Raw genomic sequence first — 13,867 nt, 5'->3', positions numbered from 1 at the left:
CTAAATTTATAACTATGTAATAGTTAGTTGATACAATAGCTAACAAATATGAAATCTATATTTTCACCAATATCAAAACAAGTAGAATTACCTCTAAAATTAGTAACTCATCAAAAACAATTCACTTTTATTGATCTTTTTGCTGGTATTGGTGGATTTAGAATTGCTTTAGATAAATTAGGTGGTCAATGTTTAGGCTATTCTGAAATAGACAAACAAGCAATTAAAGTTTATCAGCAAAATTTTATTAGTTACTTTAATAAACATGAAATTGAATTAGGAGATATCACAAAAATTAGTCAACTTCCACATAGTGTTGACATCATTGTCGGTGGTGTTCCCTGTCAACCTTGGTCTGTTGCCGGTTGTTTAAGAGGATTTGAAGACAAGCGAGGAAAATTATGGTTTGATGTAATTCGACTAGTGAATAAAAATCAACCGAAAGGATTCATTTTTGAAAATGTTAGTGGATTAGCAAGTCCTAAAAATCGGGATAATTTGGAACTGATTCTTAACGAATTAGCAAATACAGGATATTGCGTGAAATGGAAAGTTCTTAATGCTTACGATTTTGGTTTACCTCAAAATAGAGATAGAGTTTTTATTGTTGGGATTAGAAGGGATATAGAAAGATGTCAGGAGTATAAATTTCCTAAACCTTTAAATATTCACCCAAAAGTTCTAGATATTTTGGATGAATTAAAAAATATTAATTTTGTTGAAAAAGTTAAACTAGATGCAAATACTTTATTTAAAGGTGTAATTCCACCATCAAGAACGAGATTTCAAAAAGATGATGAGTTAAATGATTTTTTCATTTTTTCTGATTTAAGGAATGGACATACAACAATTCACTCTTGGGATATTATCAATACGAGTGATAGAGAAAAAATGATTTGCTTAACACTTCTTAAATATAGAAGAAGTAAAAAATATGGCAATAAAGATGGTAATCCTTTATCTTTTGACAATTTTCGAGAAATAATAATTGATATAGGGATAAATGAATTAAATATTTTAGTTAAAAAAGGAATATTCCGGTTAACATCTGATCATAAATATGAATTTGTAAATTCTAAAAATATGACAGGTATTAATAATATTTATAGAATTATTTTACCTACTGCTGAAATTTTCCCAACTTTAACTGCTACTGGTTCTAAAGACTATATTGCAACTGTGTCTATTCATGCTAATCATCCACAGGAATATAAAAATCTTTTCTTAGAAAAAATTTATCAACCGCAGAAATATATACCCATTACTGCAAAACACGCTTGTAAATTACAAGGATTTCCTCTGAATTTTGAATACCATAAAAAAGATGAGGTTGCTAAAAAACAGTTTGGTAATGCTGTTCCTGTACCTGTTGTTGAATATGTAGCTAAAGAATTACTAAAGATTCTTGATATCTAACTAATTCGGATAAAAAATATCACGAAATTCTTCTGCAAAGTTTTCTTGTCCTAATTCAACAAAAAGTGATTGTAACTCCTCAAATGTATTTTCCTTTCCAGAACAAAAATCCCAAAATTCATTTTCAACCCATATATCTTGGGTAGTATCTAGAGGTGAACTAGATAGCATACTCTTTTGCTTTTCATACCAAGATTTTTTAAAAGGATTAAAAGGAATAGCGATACGTGCTTCTAAGTTAGCATGAGGATTTTTAGCAAATCTGTAAGCATACCATTCTAGAATTTGTTTGTTAAATCCTTTGAAACCACTTTGATTTGGTTGTGTAGTTTTAATATCAAAAACATATTCAATACAATTTTTGGAAAAATGAATATCTACACCTGTTCCAGAAGGAGGAGATGTGTATTTGATGATTTCTTCGGGATTAATTTTCAAAGCAGCTTGTTTAAGTCGCTGTATACATTCTTGCGTATCAACAATATTTCCATTATATTTATTTTCACGTTCGGAAATTAGCTTATTTAGTTCAATATCTAATTCTTTAGGAAATGGTTGAGGACGTAATATTTTTTCAGTAACGATTTCAAATCCATTTAATTCTGCTAAAGTTTTAGCTATAGGTTCCCAGCAAGTTGTTCCTAAACTTGTTTCTAGTCCACCAATCAGAGAACGTATTCGTCTTTCTTTGGGAAAAATATCATCTAATACTTGGTAATTTTCTATTTTCTTACCTTTGAAAAAATTTCTAATTGATTTTTTCAGATTTTCTTTTATTATTTCTTTAATATGCTCATCCATAATTTAATTATTTTGATGTTTTTGTGTAATTAGAAGCGTATAAGAAAGTTTTGATATGGCTACAGGTGATTTTGTTGTCTAAGAAAACATTACATTAGTTAGGCGATTCTTACGGACTACTTAGTATAAGGCACACAGTCCGCGAACGCCATTGTTTTGATCCCTTTTAAATTAAACATATTAATTTAGTGCTACATACTGTCATTTTCGTTATCCTATCAGCTTCAGATATATTTTGGCAAATGAAACTGATTTCAGGATTTATGGCAATCTAGATATAGAAGTCTCTCAATAACTTAATTTGTAGGAAATACTTATGAACCGTTCTCAGATAGTTGCGATTATTACAGGGGCAATTTCTATACTTTTGGCGATCGCATACCTAATTGTTGTCCAGATTATTGATTACCGGGATATGAAACCAGCGCCCATTAGCCAACTCAGCCCAGCAGTGATCATTGCGGAAAGTAATTTACCCAATTTGCAGCTTGACATAATTGCTAAAGTGTGAATTTGATCGGGGTGGAAAATGCCGCCCCTATACTATAGATACTATAGACAAATACAATCCATAGACTAAAAATAATAGTTACCATTTGATAATTCAATCTATTGAAATATAAGAATTCTTTACAGAAAATATCGTGAATTTGTCTAATTAAATAATTCCTTTTTGGCACAGATAAAGGTAAGCTATTTCTAACAATATTAAATAAAGATAAATTTTCATTGTCTGTCATCACTAAGTTGATAGGGATCAACGCTATTTGGTGTGTTTTCTTTAATCTTTGCTGCAAACTATAGAGGTAATTGAATGGCTCAGTATTTAGTAGACACTGTTTGGCTAATTCCGGTTTATGCTTTGATAGGTGGGCTGTTAGCTATACCTTGGTCGCCGGGAATCATTCGCAAAACTGGTCCTCGACCGGCGGGATATGTCAACGTGGTGATGACCTTTATCTCCTTTTTCCATGCCGTCTTTGCTTTCTTTGCTATTTGGAATCATCCAGCTAAAGAAGTATTTATTCCTTGGCTATCTACAGCAGGGTTACAACTAACCATTAATTTAGAAATTTCTGCCGTCAGCGTAGGGGCGTTAATTATTATTACCGGCTTGAACTTGCTGGCGCAGATATATGCCATTGGTTATATGGAAATGGACTGGGGTTGGGGACGCTTCTTTTCCTTATTGGGATTATTTGAAGCTGGTCTTTGTGCCTTAGTTTTGTGTAACGATTTATTTTTCAGTTATGTAATTCTGGAAATCCTGACTTTGGGAACTTACCTATTAGTAGGTTTGTGGTTTAGTCAGCCCTTAGTAGTCACCGGGGCGCGAGATGCTTTTTTGACTAAACGGGTGGGAGACTTGTTTTTATTAATGGGTGTGTTGGGACTTTGGACACTTTCAGGAACTTGGAATTATACAGAGTTAACTACATGGGCGGCCACGGCGAATGTTGACCCCACAATTATCACTTTAGTCTGTTTCGGATTAATTGCTGGGCCAATGGGTAAATGCGCCCAGTTTCCTTTGCATTTGTGGTTAGATGAGGCCATGGAGGGACCTGTTCCCAGTACAATTTTGCGGAGTTCGGTGGTAGTGGCAAGTGGGGCATGGGTATTAATTAAATTGCAACCTGTGTTTAGTTTATCACCTGTGGCATCTTCGACGATAGTGGCGATTGGGGCGGTGACAGCGATTGGTGGGGCGTTAATTGCGATCGCTCAAATTGACATTAAACGCTGTTTATCCTATTCCGTCAGTGTTTACATGGGCTTGATATTTATTGCTGTAGGCACACAGCAGGATGAAGCCGCATTATTATTAGTCCTCACCCATGCCTTGTCCGCTGCATTATTAGTTATGAGTACCGGGGGAATTGTTTGGAACAGTGTCACCCAAGATGTTACCCAACTCGGTGGATTATGGTCACGCCGCCCCATGTCTGGGATAGCATTTATTATCGGTACATTGGGTTTAATTGGTTTTCCCCCTTTAGGTAGTTTTTGGGCATTGTTTAAACTAGCTGATGGTTTATGGGAAACACATCCGATTTTAGTAGGAATAGTAATTTTTGTTAATGCTTTAACTACATTTAGTTTAACTAGAGAATTTGCTTTAATCTTTGGTGGTAAACCCAAACAAATGAGTGAACGTTCTCCCGAAGCTTTATGGTTGATGGTTTTACCAATGATGGTTTTATCTGGCTTTGTTTTGCATCTACCTTTAGTTTTACAAAGTTTATCATTACTTCCCGTCTGGGCAACATTAAATAAAGACGTAGCCCTGCTATTAATTTGGTCTAGTATCTTCGGTTGTAGTATTAGTAGCATCATCTATTTAGGCAACATTCCCAAACCAATTCGTTTACCCTGGCAAGGTTTACAAAACCTATTTGCTTACGATTTTTACACCCCTCAAATTTACAAAGTTACCATTATTTTCGGCGTTGCCCAACTTTCTAAATTTGCCGATATGCTGGACAGATTTGTAATAGATGGTATCGTCAATTTTGTGGGTTTATTTTCTCTTTTAGGTGGTGAAGGCTTGAAATATAGCAACAATGGACAAACTCAATCTTATGCCTTAACAGTGCTTTTAGGAGTTGGTGTTTTAGGTGCTTGGGTAACATGGCCTTTCTGGGGAATTCAACTCATGGATTTAATTTTCTAACTATCTATGATTTAGATTGCTGATAATAATCTAAAATGATAATTACCATCTAAATCATATTAAGGATAATCCAGTGATTAAGAAAAACCTTTCTCGCCGAAATTTACTCCAATTAGGTACAGGTGTAATTAGTGCTGGTGTAGCTGTAGAGAAATCTCAAGGACAACCAGGAGATAAATTAGAAAATGCTGTTAAAGCTAACGTTTTGGTGCAAATTGAAACATTGAAATCATCACCAGTTCTAGCTGAATTAATCGCAGCCAACAAACTTAAAATAGTTGGTGGTTATTACGACTTAGATACTGGTAAAGTCAGTTTAGTTAGTTAAGTTGGGTGGGGTTATTGGTTGAGTGACGGATAAGAACCCCACCCCCAACCCCTCCCCGCAAGCGAGGAGGGGAGTATGATGTAAATCATGATCATGCAATTGGGAAACGCTGTAAATCAACTGTAAATTTATCTGCGTTTATCAGCGTCCATCATCTTCTATCTGCGGTTAATTATCAATTAACAATTACCAATTAATAAATATGTTGAGTGTTTTAATTTGGCTACCAATTATAGCCGCTATAATCATCGGTTTTTATCCAGCAAAAAATGTTCCTGCAAGTCAGATTCGGTTAGTATCTTTAATCGTCACAGGTTTAGTTTTGCTGTGGAATATTTTCATTTTGTTAAAATTTGATATCAGCAATCCAGGGATGCAGTTTACAGAATATCTACCTTGGAATGAAACATTAGGTTTGAATTATCAATTAGGAGTTGATGGACTATCAGTATTAATGTTGGTGTTAAATAGCTTACTCACTTGGATTGCTATTTATAGCAGCAGTAAAGATATAGAACGTCCTCGGTTATTTTATTCCCTGATTTTGTTTGTTAGTGGTGGCGTTGCTGGCGCTTTCTTATCAGAAAATTTGCTTTTGTTCTTCCTATTCTATGAATTGGAATTAATTCCCTTTTATTTACTAATTTCTATTTGGGGAGGAGAAAAACGAGCTTATGCAGGCATGAAATTCCTGATTTATACCGCCATTTCTGGGGCTTTAATTTTAGCCACATTTTTAGGAATGGTGTGGTTAACTGGTTCTCATAGTTTTGCCTTTGATGCTGTGGCAACTCAAAACATTTCTGCGGGAATGCAATTAGTATTATTAGCAGGAATAGTTTTAGGTTTTGGTATCAAGATTCCATTAATTCCTTTCCATACTTGGCTACCAGATGCTTATGTTGAAGCTTCCACACCTATCGCTATTTTGCTAGGTGGAGTCTTAGCGAAACTGGGAACTTATGGATTATTACGATTTGGCTTGGGAATGTTTCCTCAAACTTGGCAGATTATCGCCCCAACTTTAGCAATTTGGGGGGCAATTAGCGCGATTTATGGCGCAGTTGTAGCGATATCACAAAAAGACATCAAACGCATGGTAGCATATAGTTCTATCGGACACATGGGCTATATTTTACTAGCAGCAGCAGCCGCCACACCCTTAGCCTTAGTTGGTGCAGTCGCCCAAATGTTTAGTCATGGAATTATTCTCGCTATTCTCTTCCATTTAGTCGGAGTTATTGAAACCAAAGTTGGGACAAGAGAATTAGATAAACTTAGTGGTTTAATGAGTCCTATTCGCGGTTTACCATTAATTAGTGCCTTACTGGTTTTAAGTGGCATGGCTAGTGCTGGTATTCCCGGTTTAACAGGTTTCATTGCCGAATTTATTTCCTTTCAAGGCAGTTTTTCCAGCTTTCCAATTTCCACAATTTTATGTGTAGTAGCATCTGGTTTAACCGCAGTTTATTTTGTTATTCTTCTCAACCGTACCTGTTTTGGCAAACTGCAAAATAACCTAGCTTACTATCCCAGAGTATTATGGAATGAAAAAGTCCCCGCGCTAATTTTGGCATCCTTAATCATCTTTTTAGGAGTACAACCAGTTTGGTTAGTGCGTTGGAGTGAAACCACAACTACCGCTATGGTAGCGGCAGTTCCCACCACCGCAAAAACCGTAATTGCCTTGAAGTAGTTATCTCGTTCCCAGTCTCCGACTGGGAATGCTATCACAGAGGCTCTGCCTCTAATTATAATATTATTGAAGGCAGAGCCTTCTAGAATTCATTCCCACACAGAGTATGGGAACGAGAAGAAAACTGTTCCGCAATCAAAAAAAATTTATTAACCAAAACAAAAATATTATGGTACAAACTCCAGCTAAACCAAATACAAAAATCCCACCTTCAAAACACGAATTTGCAGAAATTATTCATCGCTTAGAAGCTGGCGGTTCAATGTTGCCAGATACTCCAGAAAACCTCATGCAAATTATCGGTATTTATAAAGCTTATGCTGTACCGATGGATTTCTACTGGCGGGACTTATTGTACATTGCCGAAAGAGTATTTTTAGATCCTTTGCCAGCTTTTAAATATTTCTTACCCCAAGAATATTTAGACTTACATAATCACTATGCAGGTGATGATGCTGATTTAAGAATTTGGCGAGGTATAGCCACTGCACACCCAGAACTTTTGGCATTTATGGAAAAAGGTGAAACCACCAAAATGCCGAAAATTTTCCATCATTTATTCCATGACAGAATCAACATGGAATTTGCGGAAGCTTGTATGCAAGCTATGTTATGGCATCGTAAAATGTATGCACCTGTTAATCAATTTGATGCCTATTTAGATTCCGAAGAATATAAAACTAATGCTGATAAAGCCATTAAAGCTTATTTTCGGAAAAATCCCCTCATGTTAGGACTTTATAAACTGTTTCCCGATATGTTTTTGGAACAGTGCCGGATGATGTCCTATTATTCTAATCTCGGACTTTTCTGGGAAGTCATGGCACCGGTATTTTTTGAAATGTCAGATATTTATGATGAAGGTGGTTTCCAAGGTGTACCTGATGCCATGAACTTTCTCGTAAATGGCATATTTGCGATCGCCGGTCGTCCCATTTATCATCATGTTTATATTGATGGTGAATGTTATGAAATCATCCCCAAATCTAAAGGTTTTACCTGGTTATATGAAGCCGCATTACCCTATGTAGAAGCTGTTTTTTATCGCACAGCACCATTTAGAGGGACAAAGTCTTATAATGCCCAAGCGGGACAAGTTCCAGAAGATCAAAAAGACTTCCATTATGGCATTCTTTACGCTGATGTCTTTCCCGTTGGTACAGCAGGTATTCCCCCCACATTATTAATGCAAGATATGTTGCACTTTTTGCCTCAATATCTTGTTGATTATTATCAAGAATATTGTCGAGGAGAAGAGGATATTTTGATTCAATTGGGGATTACTTTTCAACGTTCAATGTATAATGTCACATCGGCGGTAATTCAAGCTTTAAGAACTGCCCTTTTGTATCCCTTAGATGATGAAAACCCCAAGCATTTACAAGCAAATCGGGAATTTTTTGAAATGCAGCTAAATCGCTTTACTCGCACTGATTATGGTATGCGTGATGCAGCGAGATTACGGGACATTCAAACACAGGATTATAGATAAATGGTGTTGCTGATAGCCTGCGTGGCGTAGCCATATTGAATTGAGGTATAAAATTCCCAAATTTAACCTTTAAAACTCTTACCTTTGCGCCTTTGCGCCTTTGCGTGAGACTAAAATTCATACCCTTAATCAGCAACACCGATAAATTATTGTTTTTACCCGCCTTTTTTCTCTGAATAACTTTGATAACTAAGAAAGAAGCGGGTAGAGATTTTTTAATACCTCATGTCATTATCAGTGATTTTTACAACCACCTTTACCATGATGGTGGTCGTGATTATGTCCATGAGTGCAGCCTTGGAGGTTCTGCTGCATGAGGTGTTCACTCATTTGTTTTAAAGACTCATCTACAGCTTTTAAGCCTATCCATGCGTCAATTTTCTCAACATCAAAGCCTACTTCTCTTTTATCCCCTACTTGGATCAAGGGACGACGGATTAATAAGGGATCTCTCAGCATCATGACTAAAGCATTTTCAGCGGTGATGTTTTCAGGATTCACCTCTCCTGATTTTACAATAGGTGCAGCTTTATTGAACCATTCACTGACAGGGCGATCGCCAAAAAATGACCGCAATTTTTCCACTGTCCAAGGTTCTGTTAATAGGTTATATACTACTACTTCATGACCTGCGGCTGTTAGCAAAACTTTTTGCTTTATACCACCTTTACAGCCTGGTTTTTCATAGAAAATTACTCTAGCCATTGCTGTTTCTCCTATAAGGTTATGGTTGGATGTTTGGATAGGAAATAATTAACCGCAGATAAACGCAGATGAACGCAGATGGAAGATGATTATTTTGATTGATAGCTAACACTTAGATCCCCGACTTCTAAGATTAATTATTCATTTATTGACAATATCTAAAAAGAAGTCGGGGATCTTAAGTAGGTTGACGTTGAAAATTGTCGTTATAGCAAGGCAAGAGGCAAGAGGCAAGAGGCAATAGTAAAGAAGTTTTCAGCGATTTTACGTTTCTTTACACAGTTTGGTTTTATTGTGTTCACCTACTTACTTTCTCTAATATTTATCAGCATAATCTGTTATTTCTTTTTTTGCTACTACTTTTAAAATCTTTTAGCAATGTGGTTAGTTACATCAAATTCAAATCTCTGTTTTGGGTTAGTTTCTCCATAAATATTAAATGTTATTGTTGGTTCTTCACCAATGGCTTGAACCTGATGTATTGTTTGCGGTGTAAAACTCACAATATCACCGGGGGATAAATTTATTTCTCCTGTTTTTTCAATTTTATCAGGAAATTCTGGGTGATAACTACGGTTCCAAAATGTATTTTTCTCCTGACCTTTTAAGATTGCCACTATTCCCCATGTTCCATGATTATGAATAGTAGAAGTTGTTCCCGGTGCAAATGTTACTGTTTGTACAGTTAAGGGAAATCCTAATTCATCATATAATAGTAAAACAGAGATTCCCGTTTTTGGATCAGGTTGTAAAGATTGACTTTGTACCCAATAGGAATTTATCATTAATCGTCTTACCAACATTCTAATTTCTGGTAGTCGTGTTGATTCATCTTCGACATTTTTGAGAACGTCTTCGACTTCAGTTAAAAAGCGATAGAGACGATAATTATCACGCAATAAATCCCATGATCTTGCTGATTTACAAACTTGATATTCTCCATTTTCAGCAACAAATAAATCCTGACCTTGCATAAATTTTAAAATATTGACTGTGCAGAATTAGGTAAAAAAATTATAGGAGGAGATGTTTGAGGCATTTTAGTTACAGGAGTCAAGGGAGATGTAGGCATTCCTGGTAGAATCACAGTATTCTGGGTAGAAAATGACGATATTAGCTGGGAATTTGAGTTGAAAGATAACCAATTATTCATGATTCGTAATTTGCTGATTGCTTGTAGTTGTCATTTGTCAGGAGTTTTCCCTATCTTCATATTTAATCGTCTTCTTCTGGTGGACGAGTTAAAATATCGAGAAGAATACCAGCACCAAAATCATTTTTTTGATCAATACTTTTTATTTTGGTACTGATTTCTTTCGCTTGTTCTATCTTTCCTAGTTTAGCTAATACCAAACCTGAAGCAGCATAAGCAGTTAAGTACAATCTGATTTCGGGTTCTTGGTGACGGTTAACTAGGATAGGTTTAAGTTCTTGCCAATTATCAGGTAGACTTTCCGCTTTTTTTATTCTAGCGGTTATTTTCTCTGCTGTTGTCAGTGCTAAGACATAATTATTTTTGTAGTAAAAATATCTATAAGCTGCAACTAAAACATCTGTGTTATCTTCTGTTTTAGCTAATGCTTGCTGCATATATTTTGTAGATTCTTCGGTGTTTTCCCAATTCTGTGCTGCTAAGATCAATAATTCTTTAACATCATCTGTTACATCAAACCATGAAAATCTATTCGTATGATTTTGCATAATAGGTAATTAATCCCATTTGTTCTGGAATATTCGGGATTTCCCATATCTACTATTTAACAGTTTAAATTGTAATCAGGTGGATAAATTTAATTATTTTATCGTTTGGGTAAAATGAGAGAAAATGAAGTCTGTCCAGATTGTGTAGGATCTAAAAGCCTTGATTTGTAGGTTGGGTTGTTCGCGTTAGCGTTGCGGAGCAATCAGCATGAAACCCAACAAATGCGTTGGGTTGCGCTGTCGCTTAACCCAACAAAGCAGAAAATGGACAAGGTATTGACTAAATAAAAGTATCAACGGATTCATTTTTTTAGTTAGTTGTGTTTATCATAGGTCTAGCTGGAAATATCAAGACAGGAGTTTTAGATATTGTTTGTTGGATAGCGGACACCATTTGGGTGCTGTCGCTGCTTTGGCATATCTTCATGAAAACAACACACAACTATGTTTTGATTTTGATAAACTTATTCTCAATGCAGATTTAGAATTTGAGAATAAGGAGTTTATTACTAGTTGTGCGATATCGCCAAGAAGCGCCATAAAAATCAGTCAGACCTTTAAGACTACCTGTTCTTTTTGGCTGTGGTACTGACGATTTTCCAATTAATCAATGTGTTGAAGATGCCTATCGAACAATGTCTTTACACCCTAGTACCGCAAGGCGGAAGTCAAAAGTCAAAAGTCAAAAGTCAAAATGAAGACAGTATAGGCTTTTGGAGGATTTAGAATGGTTCATTCACTTACGCCACAGCGTACTAGTAGTTCGTCAAATTTATTTTGACGGGTAATGGGAAAAAACTTCTGTTCTTCCCTCCCCTGCCCCCTACCTCTCTTCTCCCCCTGCTTGCCTTCACCCGTCATTTTCGGGTTGACAGACTACTACTCACCAGCAAAAACTAGAACATCCTCAATTCAATTTTAACCGAGAACGGTTGTTTGAGAACGTTTGGAATAGGCGTTCTATTAGGCGTTTTCAAAGGCAGTCTATTCCTCAAAATATCTATTGGCAAATTTTGTAAGCAGTTCAACAACCAATCCCAACAGAGAATCTTGAGGAAATAGAAACTTACTCAGTGGTGCATGATATCGAGGGAATTTCACCAGGGTTATATAAAAATACACATCTCATTAAAGCAGGTAAATTTCGGGAAAAAACAGGTTATTTGTGCATCAATCAAGCTATAGCTAGAGATTGTGCTGTAACGAGAGTTTTTTGTGTCCGATTATTTGAGTTATCAAACCGCTATGCAATTAGCCGGATTTGTCGGACAGAGAGTGTATTTATTTAGCAACTATTGGAGAATAGATTGGAGTGGTATTGGTGCTTTTTATGATGATGAAACCCAGTCCTTTCTAGAAACCAATAAGGACATCTTGTACGCAATGGCAATTGGTAAATAAATAGGAAAATAACGGGAAATGGCGACAACAGAACCTCAATTCCATGCTGATGATAAGCACCCTATACAGCCAACATCAGCAGATATTATGCTTCGGCAACAACTGGAACATTCAATTAGCAAATACTTTTATGAAGGATGCGATCGCATTATTCATAGTTTGTTGTCTAATTGTCGTTGGTATGCCACAACTCACGCGAGTATTTTGACTTTAGTAATTGAATGCCCTGACCAAGTTACTAACTGGCAAATTTTGCAACAAATTGTCCCTATGGCAAATGTTCTTTATAGCATTGTTAGTAGTGCCAAAATCCGGGTTTGTCCTCCCGATATTCAAACTGTACCCTTTGAAATGAGAGTAGATGAGTTGCCAGTTTATCGTGATTGGATCTGATGCAATTGAGGATTTGAGATTGTTGATTAAGCCATCACATTCTGTTGGATAATTATAATTAGTTCGGCAAAAACTAAATCAGCGGAACGTTGCACAATAGGACTTAATTCCAGTCCAAAATCCAGATTTTCAGCTTCAATTAAATAGACTGTCACCTCTTGGGGAAAATCATCTAAGAAGATTTTTCTCCCAGCAGCCAAGGCATGATCCCAACGAAAATCATGTAAGTTGTAACTAGGTTCGGGCAGTGCTTCTAGTTCATTCCCTGGGACTCTAAATATAGCACCTGCCTCTGAACCTGTGCAACTAGCATCAAGAATAATTAATTTTTCGCTACCTCTCGCTTGAAACATCACTTCCATTCCCGCAGTTCCACAATCAAAAACGCGGATGTCGGGGTGAGGATTTTGGGCGAGATGTTGCTGTAAACGTTGGGCAATAATTACGCCAACAGCATCATCATTCCGATTCAGATTGCCACAACCAATGATAGTTAGCATGGGATATTTATAATAACATGAATATTATCAACTTCGCACAAAAAATTAAAATTTACGGAAATTATGACTACATCTTTGATCATTGACCTTATAGTAGCTATAGCAGCCAAGATCCCCGACTTCTTTTGTAATCATGTTCATAAACTATCAAGCAATGTTCAGAAGTCGGGGATCTGATATTTATTTTCTCTGCGTTTATCTGTAATGGCTAGTCAAAAATCATTCTTATCCATGACAGAATTGCTATATGCTAGTATTTCGTGATACAGAGACTAAAGGTAGAGGTATATTTGCCCAGCAAGAGTTTGCTAAAGGAGATTTAATTGAAACATCCCCTGTGATTATTATTCCTAAACAGCAAGTTAAGTTAATTACTAAGACGGTATTATTAAATTATTATTTTGGTTGGCATGGAGAAAGCGGGGCAATAGGTTTAGGTTTTGCTTCTCTTTTTAATCATTCTTATCATCCCAATGCAGTTTATATTAAGAATTTTGCGAAAAATATCATTGATATTGTTGCTTATAAATATATTCGGGAAGGTCAGGAAATTACTATTAATTATAATGGACAGGTTGATGATATTTCTCCTGTATGGTTTGATGTGGAAGATTAACCAAATATGAAACCCCTCTGGTAAACCTCTCCTTTGCACCTCTCCCTAACCCTCTCCTAAGAGGAGAGGGAAAAGGAATAATATTTAATACTGGAGAGGCTTTGAACCTTGTTCTTTGTATGATAAAAAAGTCCAGCTTCTAGC

Annotated in this window: 12 protein-coding genes and 2 pseudogenes; 9 read left to right on the top strand and 5 right to left on the bottom strand. The window is 36.1% G+C overall.

Features of this window, described 5'->3' with window-relative positions:
• The first annotated feature begins 48 nt into the window (after positions 1–48).
• Positions 49–1,416 carry a DNA cytosine methyltransferase gene (locus tag FJR37_RS11405; protein WP_168466064.1) on the top strand — a complete coding sequence of 456 codons (1,368 nt, stop codon included), beginning with the start codon at positions 49–51 and terminating at the stop codon, positions 1,414–1,416.
• Here FJR37_RS11405 and FJR37_RS11400 read toward each other — a convergent pair whose 3' ends face one another.
• The gene (locus FJR37_RS11400; RefSeq protein WP_039201148.1) at positions 1,417–2,217 is read right to left on the bottom strand and encodes a TdeIII family type II restriction endonuclease; all 801 of its coding nucleotides are present in this window, start codon (positions 2,215–2,217) and stop codon (positions 1,417–1,419) included. It lies immediately after the preceding gene.
• Between the two features lie 316 nt (positions 2,218–2,533).
• Between FJR37_RS11400 and FJR37_RS11395 the strand changes: the two genes are divergently transcribed.
• From FJR37_RS11395 to FJR37_RS11375, 5 genes and pseudogenes are all read left to right on the top strand, one after another.
• On the top strand, positions 2,534–2,728 hold the full coding sequence (locus FJR37_RS11395) for a hypothetical protein (protein ID WP_039201149.1): 195 nt from the start codon (positions 2,534–2,536) through the stop codon (positions 2,726–2,728).
• 303 nt (positions 2,729–3,031) lie between these two features.
• Positions 3,032–4,891, top strand: a complete 1,860-nt coding sequence (locus tag FJR37_RS11390) for an NAD(P)H-quinone oxidoreductase subunit F (protein ID WP_168466063.1) — start codon at positions 3,032–3,034, stop codon at positions 4,889–4,891.
• Between the two features lie 154 nt (positions 4,892–5,045).
• Positions 5,046–5,219, top strand: a pseudogene (locus FJR37_RS11385) (carbonic anhydrase); the annotation flags it as partial.
• Between the two features lie 202 nt (positions 5,220–5,421).
• Positions 5,422–6,915, top strand: coding sequence for an NADH-quinone oxidoreductase subunit M (locus tag FJR37_RS11380; protein ID WP_168466062.1), 1,494 nt, complete (start codon positions 5,422–5,424; stop codon positions 6,913–6,915).
• Between the two features lie 169 nt (positions 6,916–7,084).
• A complete protein-coding gene (locus FJR37_RS11375; protein ID WP_053541301.1) occupies positions 7,085–8,407 on the top strand; it encodes a CO2 hydration protein in 1,323 nt (440 codons plus the stop codon).
• Positions 8,408–8,641: 234 nt separating this feature from the next.
• Here FJR37_RS11375 and FJR37_RS11370 read toward each other — a convergent pair whose 3' ends face one another.
• The 3 genes from FJR37_RS11370 to FJR37_RS11360 form a co-directional block, all read right to left on the bottom strand.
• Entirely contained in the window at positions 8,642–9,112 is a 471-nt protein-coding gene (locus tag FJR37_RS11370; RefSeq protein ID WP_168466061.1) for an ArsC/Spx/MgsR family protein, read from the bottom strand.
• A 362-nt stretch (positions 9,113–9,474) separates the two neighbouring features.
• The gene (locus FJR37_RS11365) at positions 9,475–10,086 is read right to left on the bottom strand and encodes a cupin (RefSeq protein WP_168466060.1); all 612 of its coding nucleotides are present in this window, start codon (positions 10,084–10,086) and stop codon (positions 9,475–9,477) included.
• A gap of 241 nt (positions 10,087–10,327) precedes the next feature.
• Entirely contained in the window at positions 10,328–10,813 is a 486-nt protein-coding gene (locus tag FJR37_RS11360) for a hypothetical protein (RefSeq protein ID WP_168466059.1), read from the bottom strand.
• Positions 10,814–11,694: 881 nt separating this feature from the next.
• Here FJR37_RS11360 and FJR37_RS11355 point away from each other — a divergent pair.
• Together FJR37_RS11355 and FJR37_RS11350 are read left to right on the top strand one after the other, a co-directional pair.
• Positions 11,695–12,214: pseudogene (locus tag FJR37_RS11355) on the top strand (nitroreductase family protein); the annotation flags it as partial.
• Positions 12,215–12,232: 18 nt separating this feature from the next.
• Positions 12,233–12,607: a hypothetical protein gene (locus FJR37_RS11350; RefSeq protein ID WP_027401667.1), complete on the top strand. Its 375-nt coding sequence runs from the start codon at positions 12,233–12,235 to the stop codon at positions 12,605–12,607.
• Between the two features lie 26 nt (positions 12,608–12,633).
• Here the strand turns inward: FJR37_RS11350 and FJR37_RS11345 are convergent, their stop codons facing one another.
• On the bottom strand, positions 12,634–13,107 hold the full coding sequence (locus tag FJR37_RS11345) for a hydrogenase maturation protease (RefSeq protein ID WP_168466058.1): 474 nt from the start codon (positions 13,105–13,107) through the stop codon (positions 12,634–12,636).
• 247 nt (positions 13,108–13,354) lie between these two features.
• Between FJR37_RS11345 and FJR37_RS11340 the strand changes: the two genes are divergently transcribed.
• Positions 13,355–13,723, top strand: a complete 369-nt coding sequence (locus FJR37_RS11340) for an SET domain-containing protein (protein WP_027401669.1) — start codon at positions 13,355–13,357, stop codon at positions 13,721–13,723.
• The last annotated feature ends 144 nt before the right edge of the window (positions 13,724–13,867 follow it).

This window comes from Aphanizomenon sp. UHCC 0183 (genome assembly GCF_009712065.1).
Lineage (GTDB): Bacteria > Cyanobacteriota > Cyanobacteriia > Cyanobacteriales > Nostocaceae > Dolichospermum > Dolichospermum heterosporum.
This window is presented reverse-complemented; position numbering and strand designations above follow the sequence as displayed.